Here is a 17,160-nt window from a genome sequence, read left to right on the forward strand (position 1 = left end):
GACCGGAGTAGCATCCGCGCCAACGACCGACCACCTTCACGGAGGAACGATGCAGTCGAGCGCCACGGTCCTGGTCTACAGCGACGACGCGAACACCCGCGCCCAGGTCCGCCTCGCGGCCGGGCGCAGGCCCGCCGCCGACGTTCCCCCGGTCGAGTTCGTGGAGTGCGCGACGCTGCCGGCGGTGATCGAGGCGCTGGACGCGGGCGGCATCGACGTGTGCGTGCTCGACGGCGAGGCGGTCCCGGCCGGCGGCATGGGCGTGTGCCGGCAGATCAAGGACGAGATCTTCCGCTGCCCGCCGGTGCTGCTGCTGATCGGGCGCCCGCAGGACGCCTGGCTGGCCACCTGGAGCCGTGCGGACGCCGCGGTCACCCTTCCGGTGGAACCGGTCGAGTTCGCGGCGTCCCTGGCCTCCCTGCTGCGCTCGCGCCTGGCGATCGCGTCCTGAGCGCCCTGGACCCCTAGATGGAGGGCCTCAGGCGGGCCTTGGCGTCCTCGGTGGCCGTGGGGTCGCCCTTCTCGGCCACCAGGGCGCTGCCCTGGCGCCACTTCGCCCAGTCGAGGTTCCAGTCGCCGAAGCCGTTGCCGAAGGGGTCCATCATCTCGCCCTCGCTGTTGACGACGCGGACGATGTCGCCGGGGCGCACGTTCTCGTAGAACCAGGCCGCGTTGTCGGTCGACATGCCGACGCAGCCGTGGCTGACGTTGGCGACGCCCTGGGAGCCGACCGACCAGGGGGCGGCGTGCACGTACTCGCCGCTCCAGGTGACCCGGGTGGCGTAGTAGACGGGCAGGTCGTACGACTCGGAGCTGCCCTCGGCGATGCCGATGCTGGTGCCGCGCATCCGGACGTAGTACTCCTTGCCGAGCACCACTTTGATCCCGTTACGGGTGGAGAAGCCGGGTTTCCCGGTGGTCACCGGAATGGTGTTGATCACTTCTCCGTTGCGCCGCACCGTCATGTGGTGGGAGTCGGCGTCGGCGACGGCCTCGATCCGGTCGCCGATGGTGAGCTTCAGCGGCTTGGAGGGGCCGCCGTAGAGCTTGTCGCCGACCTTGATGCCGTCCAGGTTGCCGGTGACCGTGACCGTCGCGCCGGTGGGCCAGTACTCCTTCGGACGGAAGTGCAGTTTCTTGTCGTCCACCCAGTACCAGGAGCCCTCCACGGCCGGGACCGAGCGGACCTTGAGGGCCCGTTCGACGACCGCGCGGGCCGCCCGGTCCTTCACCGGGAGGCTGAGCTCGGCGGTGACGGGCTGTCCGACGCCGTAGGTGCCCGCCTCGGGGCCGAACGCGACGGTGAGGGCCCGCTTGGCCGGGGCGGTCTCGAAGCTGAACGTACGGGCGCCGGGGGCGCCGTCCTCGTCCTCGGTGGACACCTGGACGGTGTAGCGCGCGCCGGCCGCGAGGGCGACCGTGGAGCGCCACTTCCGGCCGTCGGCGGTCAGCTCGCCCGCCAGGTGGCGCCCGGCCTCGTCGGTGGCCCGGACGTCGGTGATCCGCCCGTCCTCGTCCGTGGCGGTGATCTCCAGCGGCTTCTCGGGGTCGGCCTTCCTCCCGTCGCCGGGCGCGTTGAAGGCGACCTGGTCCGCCGCGTCGTAGGGCCTCGCCGACAGCGGGTGGTCCTCCCCGCCCGCACACGCCGTGGCGCCCGCGGTGACGGTGAGGGCCAGAAGAGTGCAGCTCAGAACAGTCCGAATGCGCGGCGTGTCGTTCATGACCTCACGCTAAGAACAATCCTCACGGGCGGCGCGCCGAGCGCGCCAAAAGAGGGGCCCGGCCGCTTCGTCGGAACGAAGTGACCGGGCCCCTCGGGGTGTTGCGGGGTGCTGCTACTGGTTCTGGTTCTCACCGCGGTAGAACTCGAAGACCCAGCCCCAGATGCCGACCAGGATGAGCGGCGCCGAGAAGTACAGCAGCCACCAGCCCATCGCGATGGCGAGGAAGGCGAGCGCGCCACCGATGGCCAGCGAGAGCGGCTGCCAGCTGTGGGGGGCGAAGAAGCCCACCTCGCCGGCCTCGTCCGCGACGTCGGCCTCCTTGTCGTCCTGCGCCATGGCGTCGACCCGCTTGGCCGTGAAGGCCAGGTAGTAGCCGATCATGATGCAGAGACCGAACGCCAGGAACAGCGCGGTCGTGCCGACCGGCTCCTTCGACCACACGCCATAGACGATCGCCATGGCGAGGACGAAGACGCTCAGCCAGATGAACATCTTGCCCTGGATCTTCACTTGCCGGCCTCCTTGCCGCCGCTGAGGGCCGCCACCTCGTGAGGCTTGTTCTCGAGCTGGTCGAGAGCCGCGATCTCAGGGTGGTGCAGGTCGAACGCCGGGGATTCAGAACGGATCCGCGGCAGGGTGAGGAAGTTGTGCCGCGGCGGCGGGCAGGACGTCGCCCACTCGAGCGAACGGCCGTAGCCCCACGGGTCGTCGACCTCGATCTTCTTGCCGTACTTGGCGGTCTTCCAGACGTTGTAGAAGAACGGCAGCATCGACAGGCCGAGCAGGAAGGACGAGATCGTCGAGATCGTGTTCAGCACCGTGAAGCCGTCGGCCTCCAGGTAGTCCGCGTAACGACGCGGCATGCCCTCGGCACCGAGCCAGTGCTGCACCAGGAAGGTGCCGTGGAAGCCGACGAACAGCGTCCAGAAGGTGATCTTGCCGAGACGCTCGTCCAGCATCTTGCCCGTGAACTTCGGCCACCAGAAGTGGAAGCCGGAGAACATCGCGAACACCACGGTGCCGAAGATGACGTAGTGGAAGTGCGCGACCACGAAGTACGAGTCGGAGACGTGGAAGTCCATCGGCGGCGAGGCCAGGATGACACCGGTCAGACCACCGAAGGTGAAGGTGACCAGGAAGCCGGTGGCCCAGAGCATCGGCGTCTCGAAGGACAGCGAGCCCTTCCACATCGTTCCGATCCAGTTGAAGAACTTCACGCCGGTCGGGACGGCGATGAGGAACGTCATGAAGGAGAAGAACGGCAGGAGCACACCGCCGGTGACGTACATGTGGTGGGCCCACACGGTCACGGACAGACCGGCGATCGCGATGGTCGCGGCCACCAGACCGATGTAACCGAACATCGGCTTGCGGCTGAAGACCGGGATGACCTCGGAGATGATGCCGAAGAACGGCAGGGCGATGATGTACACCTCTGGGTGTCCGAAGAACCAGAAGAGGTGCTGCCACAGCAGGGCACCGCCGTTGGCCGCGTCGAAGACGTGGGCACCGAACTTGCGGTCCGCCTCCAGGGCGAACAGCGCGGCCGCCAGGACCGGGAAGGCGAGCAGGACCAGGACACCGGTCAGCAGCACGTTCCAGGTGAAGATCGGCATGCGGAACATCGTCATGCCCGGGGCGCGCATGCAGATGATCGTGGTGATGAAGTTGACCGAGCCGAGGATGGTGCCGAAGCCGGAGAAGGCCAGACCCATGATCCACATGTCGGCGCCGACACCCGGCGAGCGGACGGCGTCCGACAGCGGGGAGTAGGCGAACCAGCCGAAGTCGGCGGCACCCTGCGGGGTGAGGAAGCCGGCCACGGCGATGATCGAGCCGAACAGGTAGAGCCAGTAGGCGAACATGTTCAGCCGCGGGAACGCCACGTCGGGCGCGCCGATCTGCAGCGGCATGATCCAGTTCGCGAAACCGGCGAACAGCGGCGTCGCGAACATCAGCAGCATGATCGTGCCGTGCATCGTGAACGCCTGGTTGAACTGCTCGTTCGACATGATCTGCGTACCCGGACGGGCCAGCTCGGCGCGCATGAAGAGCGCCATGAGGCCGCCGATGATGAAGAACACGAACGAGGTGACCAGGTACATCGTGCCGATGGTCTTGTGGTCGGTGGTGGTCAGCCACTTCACCACGACGTTGCCGGGCTGCTTGCGGCGTACCGGGAGCTCGTTCTCGTACGAGTCCTCAGCCGCGGCCGCACCCTGGGGTTCGTTGAGGATGCTCACAGTTGGTTCTTCTCCGCATTCCGAGCCGGGTCCGTCTGCTCAATGCCGGACGGGATGTAGCCGGTCTGCCCCTTCTCCGCCAGCTCCTTCAGGTGCTGCTGGTAGCGCTCCGGAGAGACCACCTTGACGTTGAAGAGCATCCGGGAGTGGTCGACACCGCACAGCTCGGCGCACTTTCCGAGGAAGGTGCCTTCCTGCGTCGGGGTGACCTCGAAGGCGTTGGTGTGACCCGGAATGACGTCCTGCTTCATGAGGAAGGGGACCACCCAGAAGGAGTGGATGACGTCACGCGAGGTCAGGACGAAACGGACCTTCTCGCCCTTCGGCAGCCACAGGGTCGGGCCCGGGTTGCCGGTCTGCGGGTTCCGGGTCCCGGGGATGCCGGCGTCGTAGACGCCGCCCGCGTTCTCCGGGAACTGCTCCTGGAACTTGTCCGGGATGGCGGAGAGGTTCTTGTCCTTCTTGGCGTCGCCGGTCACGCCGGGGACGTTCTCGATGTAGTTGAAGCCCCAGCTCCACTGGTAACCGACCACGTTGACCGTGTGCGCCGGCTTCGGGGAGAGCTCCAGGAGCTTCGACTCGTCGCGCGCGGTGAAGTAGAAGAGCACCGAGACGATGATGAGCGGGGTGACCGTGTACAGCGCCTCGATGGGCATGTTGTAACGGGTCTGCGGAGGAACCTCGACCTTGGTGCGGCTGCGCCGGTGGAAGATGGTGGCCCAGATGATGAGGCCCCACACCAGGAGGCCGGTGATCAGCGCGGCGGCCCAGGAGCCCTGCCACAGGGAGAGGATCCGCGGAGCCTCTTCCGTGACGGGGGTGGGCATGCCAAGGCGGGGGAAGTCTTCCCAGTTGTACGAGCAGCCGGTGGCTGTCGCCAGGATCAGGCCCGCAGTCAGCACCTGCGGCAGCTTCCGCCGCATCGGGCGCCGCGACGTGGGGGTGCCACCCGCGCCTTGGCTGCGGGGGAGGTCGGAGCCGTTGGGACTCACGTAGCGCCTTCCCGAGAGTCTCGGCCCGCATAGGTCGGCTGCCACGGCCGTCCGTCTCGCTGGTCGGTCGCCGCCCCGGCCGCGGGCAGGGGTTTGGATGTTTATGCGGACCAAACCCTACTGGACGCTATTTGGGGTCGCGCGGGGAGGGTGCCCAACGCGCCGTCCGAGTCCCCGAAGGGGTGGACTCCCGGCTTCCGGGCGGGCGCCCGGCAGGGCCGACCGGCGGTGCGGGCCGGACTTCTGACGGGGCATCGCGGGCCCGCCGGGGCGGCGGGGATAGCGTGGGCGGATGCCGTACTTCGACGCCGCCTCCGCGGCTCCGCTGCACCCCGTGGCCCGTCAGGCGCTGCTCGCCTCGCTGGACGAGGGCTGGGCCGACCCGGCCCGGCTGTACCGGGAGGGGCGGCGGGCCCGGCTGTTGCTCGACGCCGCCCGGGAGGCCGCGGCGGAGGCGGTCGGCTGCCGGCCCGACGAGCTGGTGTTCACTCCTTCGGGGACGCGCGCGGTTCACACGGGCGTGTCCGGGGCGCTGGCCGGGCGCCGGCGGGTCGGCGACCGGCTCGTGGTGTCGGCGGTCGAACACTCCTCCGTACTGCACGCGGGCGAGGCGCACGCGGCGGCCGGCGGGACGGTGACCGAGGTGCCGGTGGGCCGGTCCGGAGCGGTGGACCCGGCGGTGTTCGCGGCGGCGCTCGACTCCCGTACCGCGCTCGCCTGTCTGCAGTCGGCCAATCACGAGGTGGGCACCGAGCAGCCGGTGGCCGAGGTGGCCGAGGCCTGCGCGGCGGCCGGGGTGCCGCTGCTCGTGGACGCGGCGCAGTCGCTCGGCTGGGGGCCGGTGCCGGCGGGCTGGTCGCTGCTCGCGGCGAGCGCCCACAAGTGGGGCGGGCCCTCCGGGGTGGGCCTGCTCGCGGTGCGCAAGGGCGTCCGGTTCGCGCCGCGGGGCCCGGCGGACGAGCGGGAGTCCGGGCGGGCGCCGGGCTTCGAGAACCTGCCCGGGATCGTGGCGGCGGCGGCCTCGCTGCGGGCGGTCCGGGCGGAGGCGGCGGCCGAGGCGGCCCGGCTGCGGGAGCTGGTGGACCGGATCCGGGCGCGGGTGCCGGAGCTGGTGCCGGACGTGGAGGTGGTGGGCGATCCGGTGCGGCGGCTGCCCCACCTCGTCACCTTCTCCTGTCTCTATGTCGACGGCGAGACCCTGCTCTCGGAGCTGGACCGGGAGGGTTTCTCTGTTTCGTCCGGTTCGTCGTGCACGAGTTCGACGCTGACGCCCAGCCATGTGCTGCGCGCCATGGGGGTGCTGAGCGAGGGGAACGTCCGGGTCTCGCTGCCAACCGGCACGCCCGCGGACGAGGTGGACCGCTTCCTCGCGGTGCTGCCCGGCGTGGTGGCCGGGGTCCGGGCCCGGCTCGGCGCGCCGGCGGCGATGTTCGACGCCCCGGTGGAGACGGCCGGCACCCTGCTGGTCGACGCGCTCGGGCGGCGCTGCCCGATCCCGGTGATCGAGCTGGCCAAGGTGATCGGCGAGGTGCCGGTGGGCGGCACGGTGACGGTGCTCGCGGACGACGAGGCGGCCCGGCTCGACATCCCGGCCTGGTGCGAGATGCGCGGCCAGGAGTACGTGGGCGAGGAGCCCTCGCCGAAGGGCGGCACCGCGTACGTGGTGCGGCGGACCTCCTGACGCACCGGAGCCCCGGGGCGCGCGGCCCCGGGGCTCCGGTGGGCGGGTGCTCCCGCCCGTCGTGACGGATCAGGCCAGGTGGGCCTGGACCTCGGCGGCGGCCTCGTCGCCGTAGGCCTTGGTGAAGCGGTCCATGAAGTGGGCGCGGCGCAGGGTGTACTCCTGGGTGCCCAGGGTCTCGATCACCAGGGTGGCGAGCATGCAGCCGACCTGGGCGGCGCGCTCCAGGCTGACGCCCCAGCCGAGGCCGGTCAGGAAGCCGGCGCGGAAGGCGTCGCCGACGCCGGTCGGGTCGACCTTGGCCTCCTCCTCCGGGCAGCCGACCTCGATCGGGTCCTCGCCGGCGCGCTCGATGCGCACGCCGCGCGAGCCGAGGGTGGTGATGCGGTGCCCGACGCGTCCGAGGATCTCCTCCTCGGTCCAGCCGGTCTTGGACTCGATGAGGCCCTTCTCGTACTCGTTGGAGAAGAGGTAGGTGGCGCCGTCCATCAGGGTGCGGATCTCGTCGCCGTCCATGCGCGCGATCTGCTGCGAGAAGTCGGCGGCGAAGGGGATCTCGCGGGCGCGGCACTCCTCGGTGTGGCGCAGCATCGCCTCGGGGTCGTCGGCGCCGATGAGGACCAGGTCGAGGCCGCCGACGCGGTCGGCGACGGCCTTGAGCTCGATCTGCCGGGCCTCGCTCATGGCGCCGGTGTAGAAGGAGCCGATCTGGTTGTGGTCCTTGTCCGTGGTGCACACGAAGCGGGCGGTGTGCAGGACCTCGGAGATGCGGACGGAGCCGGTGTCCACGCCGTGCCGGTCGAGCCAGGCGCGGTACTCGTCGAAGTCGAAGCCGGCCGCGCCGACGAGCACCGGCCGGCCGCCGAGCTGCCCCATGCCGAAGGCGATGTTGGCCGCGACGCCGCCGCGGCGGACGTCGAGGTTGTCCACGAGGAACGACAGCGAGACCGTGTGGAGCTGGTCGGCGACGAATTGGTCGGCGAACCTGCCCGGGAAGGTCATGAGGTGGTCGGTTGCGATGGAGCCGGTGACTGCGATTCGCACGGCTGGACGCTCCTGTGGAAAGGGACGGCGTTGACAGTTCACGCTACCGGCTGGTCGCACGGAAGCCGAACAGTGGAAACTACCCCAGAGTAGGGCTTTTCCCCGAACCCGGACCGTGCGTACGGTGCGGCCATGACCACGTACCCCGCTCCTCGTGAGCACCAGGAGTCCGAATTCGGCCTTGCGGAGCTGTGCGGTGACGGCGCGCGGATGGCCCCGCACTGGGTGACGCCGGCCGAGCCCGCGGCCGCCCCGGTCTCCCCGGCCCTGATCCACGGCGTCCGGGTCCCGGCGGCCTCGGCCCGCCTGATCGCGGCGACCGCGGAGTACGGGGTCTGACCCCACCGGATCGCGCCGGGCGCGGGGACGGAACCGTCCGGGCGCCGGTTCCGTCCCAGAGGTGTCTTCCGCAGGGATGCCACATCTGGAGGAGCGCGCGGTGAGCAGCAGTACGGAGACGGAGAACCGGCCGAAGAAGCGCGGTCCGCTTCTCGTCGCCTCGGTGGCGGCGGGAGTGGTCCTCGTGGGCGGCGGGGGCGTGTACTACGCCGCCACCGCCGCGGGCGACGGCAGCCCGGCCGGCAGTGGCGCGCGGGACGCGGCCGCCGCTCCCCCGCCGCTGAGGCTGGGCGGCGCGGACGGCGGCGGGCCCGGGATCGCGCCGGGCGAGCCCGATCCGGGCGGCGGCCCGGACGGCACCGTCTATCGAGCCAAGGGCCCACTCCCCCACGGGCCCTCCTCGGCCGCGGTCCACCGGCCCGAGGGCCGGGTCACCTCGGCGGAGGTGGCCCGGCTGGCCGAGGCGCTCGGCCTGTCGGGCGAGCCCCGGCTGATCGGCGAGGTGTGGCGGCTGGACCCGGAGAAGGACACCCGGGGGCTGCGCCTGGACGTGTCCGTGCGGGCGCCCGGCAGCTGGACGCTGAGCCGCTACGACGGCGGGCCGGTCGGCGACTCCTGCCTGAAGGGCAAGGCGTGTCCGCCGCCGGGCGAGGCGAAGCCTCCGACGGCCGGAGGCTCCCCGGTGAGCGAGGCGGCGGCCCGGGCGGCCGCGGCCCCGGTCCTGAAGGCGATCGGCCAGGACGACGCCAAGGTGGACGCGAGCCAGGTGACGAACGGCTCCGAGCGGGTGGTGAACGCCGACCCGGTGGTCGGCGGGCTGCCCACCTACGGCTGGTCGACGGGGCTGCACATCGGTCCGGACGGCTCGGTGACGGCCGGCAGCGGGCGGCTGAAGGAGCCGGCGAAGGGCGACACCTATCCGGTGGTCGGCGCGGACAAGGCGCTGGCCGAGCTGAACGCGGCCTCGACGGCCACCCCGGTCGGCATCGGCGGCTGCGCCACGGACCCGCCGGCGAGCACGGACGGGAAGCCCGGGATCGCGCCGGACGCGCCGGACTCCCCGTGCCGGAGCACGGTGGCGCCGACCGTGGTGGAGGTGACCGGGGCGCGCTTCGGTCTGGCCGCGCAGTACGTGGACGGGGAGCAGGTGCTCGTACCGGCCTGGCTGTTCGAGGCGCGGGCGTCGGCGGGCGCGAAGCCGTACACGGTGGTGCGCACAGCGGTGGACGCCCGCTATCTGGCCCCGCCGGCCACGCCCTCGCCGGCGCCCACGACGCCGCCGGACCAGGGGACGGCGCCGGTCCGGCAGATCAGCTCGTTCGCGACGGACGCCGGTGGCCGGAAGCTGTCGGTGACCTTCTGGGGCGGGGTGTGCAGCGACTACACGGTGACGGCCGAGGAGAGCCCGCGGCGGGTCGTGGTGCGGATCGCGGAGAAGGCGAAGGAGCCCGGGCGGGCCTGCATCATGATCGCCCAGGAGATCAGCCGCACGGTGACGCTCGGGGCGCCGCTGGGTGACCGTCCGGTGGTGGACGGTGCGAGCGGCGAGACGGTGCCGAGGCCGTAGCGGCGCCCGAGGGCCCGTACCGGCAGCGGGAACGCGGGAATCGCGGCAACGCGCGGGAGGGTGGCACCCGGACTCGACTCCGGGTGCCACCCTCCTTCGCGTGGGTGCAGCCTAGCTGAAGCTGTCGCCGCAGGCGCAGGAACCCGTCGCGTTCGGGTTGTCGATCGTGAAGCCCTGCTTCTCGATGGTGTCGACGAAGTCGATCGAGGCGCCGCCGAGGTACGGAGCGCTCATGCGGTCGGTGACGACCTTGACGCCGCCGAAGTCCTTGACGACGTCGCCGTCGAGCGAACGCTCGTCGAAGAACAGCTGGTAACGCAGGCCGGAGCAGCCACCGGGCTGAACGGCGACGCGCAGCGCCAGGTCGTCACGGCCTTCCTGGTCGAGCAGGGCCTTGACCTTGGCCGCGGCGGCGTCGGACAGGAGGATGCCGTCGCTGACAGTGGTCTTCTCGTCCGATACGGACATCTGCTTCTCTCCCGGGTTGGTACGGAGACTGCTTGCCGACGGTTGCAACCGGCGGGGCCGCGGATTCATTCCGGGCCGGGGCACGTCTTTCCCTTTCATGCTCGCACACCGTGTCCAGAGACGGGGACGGCGAATTCGTCACATCGACACTATGGACATCGTCAAAGTGACGTGAACCGGTTATGATAGATAGCGTCATTTAGACGAAAAGGCTTTTCGAGGCTCACCGTAGAACCAGAAAGGGTGCGTGACGTGACCACCGCCCAGCCCTTGGACGTCCAGCCGACGCCGCTCGCCCTCCTCCTGCTCGGCCGCGAGGCCGACCCGAAGAGCGAGCGCGGCGTGGAGTGCCCCGGCGACCTCCCGTCGCCCTCCGACCCGGACCTGGTGGAGCGCGCCCGCGCCGCCAAGGAGAAGCTCGGGGACAAGGTCTTCGTCCTCGGGCACCACTACCAGCGCGACGAGGTCATCCAGTTCGCCGACGTCACCGGTGACTCCTTCAAGCTCGCCCGTGACGCCGCCGCCAAGCCGGAGGCCGAGTACATCGTCTTCTGCGGTGTGCACTTCATGGCCGAGTCGGCGGACATCCTCACCGGCGACGACCAGAAGGTCGTGCTGCCGGACCTGGCCGCCGGCTGTTCGATGGCCGACATGGCCACCGCCGAGCAGGTCGCCGAGTGCTGGGACGTGCTCACCGAGGCCGGCATCGCCGAGCAGGTCGTGCCCGTCTCGTACATGAACTCCTCCGCCGACATCAAGGCCTTCACCGGCAAGCACGGCGGCACCATCTGCACCTCGTCCAACGCGAAGCGGGCCCTGGACTGGGCCTTCGAGCAGGGCGAGAAGGTGCTCTTCCTGCCGGACCAGCACCTGGGCCGCAACACCGCCGTCCGCGACATGGGCATGTCCCTGGACGACTGCGTGGTCTACAACCCGCACAAGCCGAACGGCGGGCTGACCACCGAGGAGCTGCGCGCCGCCAAGATGATCCTGTGGCGCGGGCACTGCTCGGTGCACGGGCGCTTCTCGCTGGACTCGGTCAACGACGTGCGCGAGCGCATCCCGGGCGTCAACGTCCTGGTCCACCCCGAGTGCAAGCACGAGGTCGTCGCGGCCGCCGACTACGTGGGCTCGACCGAGTACATCATCAAGACCCTGGAGGCGGCCCCGGCCGGCTCGAAGTGGGCGATCGGCACCGAGCTGAACCTGGTCAAGCGCCTCGCCGACCGCTTCGCCCCGGAGGGCAAGGAGGTCGTCTTCCTCGACCGCACGGTGTGCTTCTGCTCCACCATGAACCGGATCGACCTGCCGCACCTGGTGTGGGCGCTGGAGTCGCTGGCCGAGGGCAACCTGGTCAACCGGATCCAGGTCGACAAGGAGACGGAGAGCTTCGCCAAGCTCGCCCTGGAGCGGATGCTGGCGCTGCCGTAACGATTCCCCTCCCGGCACGCGAAAGGGGCGCCCCGCGAGACCGCGGGGCGCCCCTTCGCCTTGTGCCGTGCGGATCAGACCGCGGCCGGCTCCTTCGCCTGCGGCGGGACCGGCGCGTCCCCGTCGCCGCCGCCCCCGGGCGCCCGCTTCGCGGCCTTCCGGCGCGCACGGCGCTCCTTGCGCAGCTCCACCATGGCGTACAGCGTCGGCACGAGCAGCAGGGTCAGCAGCGTCGAGGTGATCAGGCCGCCGATCACCACCACGGCCAGCGGCTGGGCGATGAAGCCGCCCTCGCCGGTGACGCCGAGCGCCATCGGGAGCAGCGCGAAGATCGTCGCCAGCGCGGTCATGAGGATCGGGCGCAGCCGGTGCCGGCCGCCCTCGATCACCGCCTCGACGACGCCCAGGCCCTGGGCCCGGTACTGGTTGATCAGGTCGATCAGGACGATCGCGTTGGTGACCACGATGCCGATGAGCATCAGCATGCCGATCAGGGCCGGGACGCCCATCGGCGTGCCGGTGGCGACCAGCAGGCCGATCGCGCCGGTGGCCGCGAACGGGATGGACACCAGCAGGATCAGCGGCTGGATCAGCGACCGGAAGGTCGCCACGAGCAGCATGAACACGATGGCGACGGCCGCGAGCATGGCCAGGCCGAGCTTCACGAAGGCGTCGGACTGGTCCTCGGAGACTCCGCCGACGGTCGCGGTGGCGCCTTCGGGAAGGTCGATCTCCTTGAGCTTGGTCTGCAGCGCGGCGCTGACGGCGCCGGTGTTGTCGCCGGTCGGGGTGGCGGTGACGGTCGCGGCCCGGGCGCCGTCGATCCGGGTCTTGGAGACCGGGCCGGGCACGAGCTCGACGGTGGCGATGTCGCCCAGCCGCACCGGGCCGAGCGGCAGTGCCTTGAGCTGGTCCAGGGTGGTGGCGGGCTTCGCCGAGGTGAGGACGACGTCCCGCTCGGTGTCGTCGAGGACCGCGGTGCCGGCCGGGGTGCCGTGCACGGCCTGGGCGACGATCATGCCGAGGGTGGCGTCGTCGAAGCCGGCGTCGGCGGCCTTCTCGTTGGCGCGGACCGAGACCCGCGGGATCGACTGGGACAGGTCGCTCTGCACGTCGGTGACGTCGTCGAGCTCGGCCACGCCCTTCCGGACCGCCTCGGCGGCCTTCCGCAGGACGTCGGCGTCGGCGGCCTTCACGACCACCTTGAGGTCCTGGTTGCTGAAGGCGTCGCCCGCCGCGATGGTGGTGTCGCCGATGCCGTCGAGCGTGCCGAGGGCGGTGTCGAGGGCGTCGCGGGTCTTCTCGTACGAGGCGGAGTCCTCCAGGGTCACCTGATAGGAGGCCTGGTTGGTGCCGGTGCCGCCGCCGAAGGCCGCCATCCAGCCGGAGGAGCCGACGGTGACCTGGTAGTCCTTGACGCCCTCGGTGCCGGCGAGGACCTTCTCGACCTTCTTCGCGGCCTCGTCGGAGGCGGCGAGGCTCGTCCCCGGCGGGAGTTCCTGCTTGATGCTGAGGAGCTTCTGCTCGCCCTGGTCGAAGAAGTTGGTCTTCAGCAGGCCGCCCATGCCGAAGGTGACCACGAACCACCAGGGCGATGGCCAGGCTGGTGAGCCGGCGGCGGGTGGCGAAGCGGAGCACCGGCACGTAGGCGCGCTGCAGGCGGCTGCGGGCCTCCTTCTCCTCGGCGGCCCTGCGGGCCTCGTCCGGGTCCTCGGAAGTGCCCTTGGGGGCGCGCAGGAACCAGTACGACAGGACCGGGACCACCGTCAGCGAGACCAGCAGCGAGGCGAGCAGCGCGGCCGTGACGGTGAGCGAGAAGGAGCCGAAGAGCTCGCCGACGATGCCGCCGACCAGGCCGATCGGCAGGAAGACGGCGACGGTGGTGAGGGTCGAGGAGGTGACCGCGCCGGCCACCTCCTTGACCGCGGTGACGATCGCGGCCTGGCGCTCCTCGCCGTAGCCCAGGTGCCGCTTGATGTTCTCCAGGACCACGATCGAGTCGTCGACGACCCGGCCGATGGCGATGGTGAGGGCGCCGAGGGTGAGCATGTTGAGCGAGAGGTCGCGGGTCCACAGCACGATCAGGGCGAGGACCACGGAGAGCGGGATGGAGACCGCGGTGACCAGGGTGGAGCGCAGCGAGGCCAGGAAGACCAGGATGACGAGGACGGCCATGACCAGGCCGAGCGCGCCCTCCGTGGTGAGGCCGGAGATGGACTTGGCGACGGCCGGGCCCTGGTCGGAGACGACCGTGAGCCGGGCGCCGGCGCCGAGGTCGGCGCGGAGTTCCGGCAGCTTGTCCTCGACGGCCTCCGAGATGGTGACGGCGCTGCCGTCCTTGTCCATGGTGGCCGTCACGGCGAGGCTGGGCCGGCCGTCGGTGCGGGTGATCGAGACCCGGCGGGCCTCCTCCTGCCGGACGGTGGCGACGTCGGCGAGGCGGACGGCCTTGCCGCGGGCGGGCTTGATCCGCAGGTCCTGGATCTGCCGGAGCGAGGTGTAGCCGCCGCCGACCTGGACGGTGCGGGTCTTGCCGTCCTCGGTGAAGGCTCCGGCGGGCATGGTGCCGCCGCCGTTCCTGATCGCCTCGGCCAGCTTCATGGTGCTCAGGCCGGCCGCGGCGAGCCGGCGCTCGTCGGGGGTGACGGAGACCTGGAGGTCCTGGACGCCGTCGATGGTGACCTGGCCGACGCCCTCGATGTCCTTGAGGACGGGGACGACGGTGCGCTCCAGCTGGTCGGCCAGGGCCTGCGGGTCCTTGTCGGAGGAGACGGCGAGGACGACGGTAGGGATGTCGTCGGTGGAGCCGGCCACCACCTGCGGGTCGACCGCGTCCGGCAGCTGGGCCCGCGCGCGGTTCACGGCCTGCTGGACGTCGGCGACGAGCTGCTTGGTGCCCTCGTCCCCGTAGTCGAAGCTCGCCATGATGACGGCGCTGCCCTCGGAGGCGGTGGAGGTGACGCCCTGGACGCCGTCGACCGCCTTCAGGGCGTTCTCCAGCGGTTCGACGACCTGCTTCTCCACCACGTCGGGCGAGGCGCCCTGGTACGGGGCGATGACCGAGACCATCGGGAACTCGATCGAGGGCAGCAACTGCTGCTTCAACTGGGGTATCGCGATCGCTCCGAAGAGGAGCGCGACGAGGGACATCAGCCCGATCAGGGCCCGTTGCGCGAGGCTGAATCTGGACAGCCAGGACATGGGGACTCGTTTCTGTGGCGTACGCGGCGGGTCTGCGGCGCATTCGGCGGGCGCCGGGCACCGCGAGGGGTGCCCGGCTACACCCTCGGCCATGGGAAGGGGCCGATTCCTCGGCCCCGGGTCCCAATTCCTCACGCCGCGCATACCGCGTCTGGAGTACGAGCCGCCGCGGTGTCACTCCACCCTCGGACGGACGAGCCCCGACTCGTAGGCCGTGACCACCAGTTGGGCGCGGTCGCGGGCGCCCAGCTTGGCCATGGTGCGGTTCACATGGGTCTTGACGGTGAGCGGGCTGACGTCGAGCCGCTCGGCGATCTCGTCGTTGGACAGGCCGCCGGCCACCAGGACCAGCACCTCTCGCTCGCGGGCGGTGAGCGCGGAGAGGCGCTCGGAGTAGGCGGGGGCGTCCGGGTCGTCGGGGCCGGCGCCGCCGCCCTGGGCGAGGAAGGAGGCGATCAGGCCCTTGGTGGCGGCCGGGGAGAGCAGCGCCTCGCCGGCGTGCGCGATCCGGATGGCGCCGAGCAGCTCCTCCGGTTCGGCGCCCTTGCCGAGGAAGCCGGAGGCCCCGGCGCGCAGCGACTGCACGACGTACTCGTCGACCTCGAAGGTGGTCAGCATGACGATCCGGACGTCCGCGAGCTCGGGGTCGGCGGTGATCATGCGGGTGGCGGCGAGCCCGTCGGTGCCGGGCATCCGGATGTCCATGAGGACCACGTCCGCCCGGGTGCGGCGGGCCTCGGCGACCGCCTGGGCGCCGTCGGCGGCCTCGGCGACCACCTCCATGTCGGGCTCGGAGTCGACCAGGACCCGGAACGCGCTGCGCAGCAGGGCCTGGTCGTCGGCAAGCAGTACCCGGATGGTCACGCGTCCCCCTCGCAGTCGGCCGGCACCGGCAGTATCGCCTGCACCCGGAAGCCGCCCCCGTAGCGGGGTGCCGCGGTGAGGGTGCCGCCGAGCGCGGTGACCCGCTCGCGCATCCCGACCAGGCCGTGCCCGCCGCCCGGTTCGGGTTCCGCGGCGGCGGTGCCGTCGTCGAGGACGGTGATCTCCACGGTGCGGCCGACCCGGACCACGCTCACCTCGGCCCGGGCGCCGGCCCCGGCGTGCTTGCGCACGTTGGTCAGCGCCTCCTGGATGATCCGGTACGCGGCGAGGTCGACGGCGGCGGGCAGCGGCGCGCCCCGGTCGGTGCGGGCCAGCTCGACCGGCAGGCCGGCGTTGCGGAAGGTGGCGAGCAGGTCGTCCAGGACGGCGAGGCCCGAGACCGGTTCGGTGGGGGCCTCCGGGTCGCCGGACTGGCGCAGCAGTCCGACGGTGGCGCGCAGTTCGTCGAGGGCCGAGCGGGAGGCGGCGCGGACGTGCGCCAGGGCCTCCTTGGCCTGGTCGGGGCGCCGGTCCATGACGTGGGCGGCGACCCCGGCCTGCACGTTGACCAGGGCGATGTGGTGGGCGACCACGTCGTGCAGGTCGCGGGCGATCCGCAGCCGCTCCTCGGCGACCCGCCGCCGGGCCTCCTCCTCGCGGCTGCGTTCGGCGCGCTCGGCCCGCTCCCGTATGGCGTCCACGAAGGCCCGCCGGCTGCGCACCGCGTCGCCGGCGGCCGCGGCCATGCCGGTCCAGGCGAAGACGCCCAGGTTCTCCTGCGCGTACCAGGGCGTGGGGCCGAAGACCATGGCGGCGAAGGTCAGCGCGCCCATGGTGGCGAGGCCGAGCCGCCAGGTGGTGGGCCGGTCGGTGCGGGCGGCGACGGTGAAGAGGGCGACGACGGCGCTCATGGTGACCGGCGCCGGACGGGTGTCGCCGATCAGCTCCACCAGCGCGAAGGCGGTGGTGACGGCGAGCACCGGGATGGGCCGGCGGCGGCGGAACACCAGGGCGGCGGCGCCGAGCAGCATCAGCAGGACGCCGGTCGCGGTGGGCGCGCGGTCGCCGAAGGTGGGCCCGTCGGGGCTGCCGTGCGGGTCGGTGAAGGAGCCGAGGACCATGGCGGCGAGCACGGCGAGCGCGAGCCCCGCGTCGAAGGCGAGGGGGTGGGCGCGCAGCCGGTCCCGGGTCCGCGCGAGCGGGGTGCCGTGGGTCGGGGTGCCGTGGGTCGTCACAGCAGAAGACGGTACGGGGTCCGCACGCGCGCGTGCCCCGTCCCGGTGGGGGACGGGGCACGGGCGGGGTGCGTCAGCCGGGGATCAGGCCGTCGTCGGAGAGCATGGCGCGGACCTCGTCGAGGGACGCGTCGGAGGCGGGCAGGATCAGCTCGGAGGGTTCGAGGGCGTCGTCGGGGAGCGGCTCGCCGAGCTCCCTGACCTTGTCGAGCAGGGCGTGCAGCGTGCGCCGGAAGCCCGGCTCGTCACCGGACTCCATCTCGTCGAGCAGTTCGTCGTCGAGCTTGTTCAGCTCGACGAAGTGACTGTCGGCCAGCCGGAGCTGGCCCTCCCCCATGATCCGTACGATCATGACGCGCCGTCCTCCTGCC

Annotated in this window: 14 protein-coding genes and 1 pseudogene; 5 read left to right on the forward strand and 10 right to left on the reverse strand. The window is 71.5% G+C overall.

Annotated elements, in window-relative coordinates:
* The first annotated feature begins 49 nt into the window (after positions 1–49).
* A complete protein-coding gene (locus ACIGW2_RS18295) occupies positions 50–451 on the forward strand; it encodes a hypothetical protein (RefSeq protein WP_356064574.1) in 402 nt (133 codons plus the stop codon).
* Positions 452–464: 13 nt separating this feature from the next.
* Here the strand turns inward: ACIGW2_RS18295 and ACIGW2_RS18300 are convergent, their stop codons facing one another.
* The 4 genes from ACIGW2_RS18300 to coxB form a co-directional block, all read right to left on the reverse strand.
* Entirely contained in the window at positions 465–1,721 is a 1,257-nt protein-coding gene (locus ACIGW2_RS18300) for an Ig-like domain-containing protein (RefSeq protein WP_361587077.1), read from the reverse strand.
* A gap of 114 nt (positions 1,722–1,835) precedes the next feature.
* Positions 1,836–2,234: a cytochrome c oxidase subunit 4 gene (locus ACIGW2_RS18305; RefSeq protein WP_356064578.1), complete on the reverse strand. Its 399-nt coding sequence runs from the start codon at positions 2,232–2,234 to the stop codon at positions 1,836–1,838.
* Complete coding sequence (gene ctaD / locus ACIGW2_RS18310) at positions 2,231–3,967, reverse strand: cytochrome c oxidase subunit I (RefSeq protein WP_356064580.1); 1,737 nt, start codon at positions 3,965–3,967, stop codon at positions 2,231–2,233. Before ctaD ends, ACIGW2_RS18305 begins: the two co-directional genes overlap by 4 nt.
* Positions 3,964–4,959 (reverse strand): cytochrome c oxidase subunit II, encoded by a 996-nt coding sequence (coxB, locus tag ACIGW2_RS18315; RefSeq protein ID WP_391654500.1) that lies wholly within the window; start codon positions 4,957–4,959, stop codon positions 3,964–3,966. Before coxB ends, ctaD begins: the two co-directional genes overlap by 4 nt.
* A 292-nt stretch (positions 4,960–5,251) precedes the next feature.
* Here coxB and ACIGW2_RS18320 point away from each other — a divergent pair, with 292 nt between their 5' ends.
* The gene (locus ACIGW2_RS18320) at positions 5,252–6,640 is read left to right on the forward strand and encodes a cysteine desulfurase/sulfurtransferase TusA family protein (protein WP_391654499.1); all 1,389 of its coding nucleotides are present in this window, start codon (positions 5,252–5,254) and stop codon (positions 6,638–6,640) included.
* Positions 6,641–6,709: 69 nt separating this feature from the next.
* Here the strand turns inward: ACIGW2_RS18320 and ACIGW2_RS18325 are convergent, their stop codons facing one another.
* Positions 6,710–7,684: a carbohydrate kinase family protein gene (locus tag ACIGW2_RS18325; RefSeq protein ID WP_361587086.1), complete on the reverse strand. Its 975-nt coding sequence runs from the start codon at positions 7,682–7,684 to the stop codon at positions 6,710–6,712.
* A gap of 132 nt (positions 7,685–7,816) precedes the next feature.
* Between ACIGW2_RS18325 and ACIGW2_RS18330 the strand changes: the two genes are divergently transcribed.
* Together ACIGW2_RS18330 and ACIGW2_RS18335 are read left to right on the forward strand one after the other, a co-directional pair.
* Complete coding sequence (locus ACIGW2_RS18330; protein ID WP_361587089.1) at positions 7,817–8,023, forward strand: hypothetical protein; 207 nt, start codon at positions 7,817–7,819, stop codon at positions 8,021–8,023.
* Positions 8,024–8,123: 100 nt separating this feature from the next.
* On the forward strand, positions 8,124–9,590 hold the full coding sequence (locus ACIGW2_RS18335; protein WP_391654497.1) for a hypothetical protein: 1,467 nt from the start codon (positions 8,124–8,126) through the stop codon (positions 9,588–9,590).
* Positions 9,591–9,701: 111 nt separating this feature from the next.
* Here the strand turns inward: ACIGW2_RS18335 and ACIGW2_RS18340 are convergent, their stop codons facing one another.
* Complete coding sequence (locus ACIGW2_RS18340) at positions 9,702–10,058, reverse strand: iron-sulfur cluster assembly accessory protein (protein ID WP_019885637.1); 357 nt, start codon at positions 10,056–10,058, stop codon at positions 9,702–9,704.
* A gap of 252 nt (positions 10,059–10,310) precedes the next feature.
* On the opposite strand from ACIGW2_RS18340, the gene nadA reads away from it, so the two are divergent.
* Positions 10,311–11,489: a quinolinate synthase NadA gene (gene nadA, locus ACIGW2_RS18345; RefSeq protein ID WP_361587095.1), complete on the forward strand. Its 1,179-nt coding sequence runs from the start codon at positions 10,311–10,313 to the stop codon at positions 11,487–11,489.
* Between the two features lie 74 nt (positions 11,490–11,563).
* Here nadA and ACIGW2_RS18350 read toward each other — a convergent pair.
* From ACIGW2_RS18350 to ACIGW2_RS18365, 4 genes and pseudogenes are all read right to left on the reverse strand, one after another.
* A pseudogene (locus ACIGW2_RS18350) lies at positions 11,564–14,690 on the reverse strand (efflux RND transporter permease subunit).
* 174 nt (positions 14,691–14,864) lie between these two features.
* Entirely contained in the window at positions 14,865–15,554 is a 690-nt protein-coding gene (locus tag ACIGW2_RS18355) for a response regulator transcription factor (protein ID WP_356064599.1), read from the reverse strand.
* Positions 15,551–16,789, reverse strand: coding sequence for a sensor histidine kinase (locus ACIGW2_RS18360; RefSeq protein ID WP_391654495.1), 1,239 nt, complete (start codon positions 16,787–16,789; stop codon positions 15,551–15,553). The genes ACIGW2_RS18355 and ACIGW2_RS18360 overlap by 4 nt, the downstream gene beginning before the upstream one ends.
* A 73-nt stretch (positions 16,790–16,862) precedes the next feature.
* Complete coding sequence (locus ACIGW2_RS18365; protein ID WP_391654494.1) at positions 16,863–17,141, reverse strand: hypothetical protein; 279 nt, start codon at positions 17,139–17,141, stop codon at positions 16,863–16,865.
* Between the last annotated feature and the right edge of the window lie 19 nt (positions 17,142–17,160).

The sequence above is a fragment of the Streptomyces sp. NPDC053541 genome (assembly GCF_044544705.1).
In the GTDB taxonomy this organism is placed as follows: Bacteria; Actinomycetota; Actinomycetes; order Streptomycetales; family Streptomycetaceae; genus Streptomyces.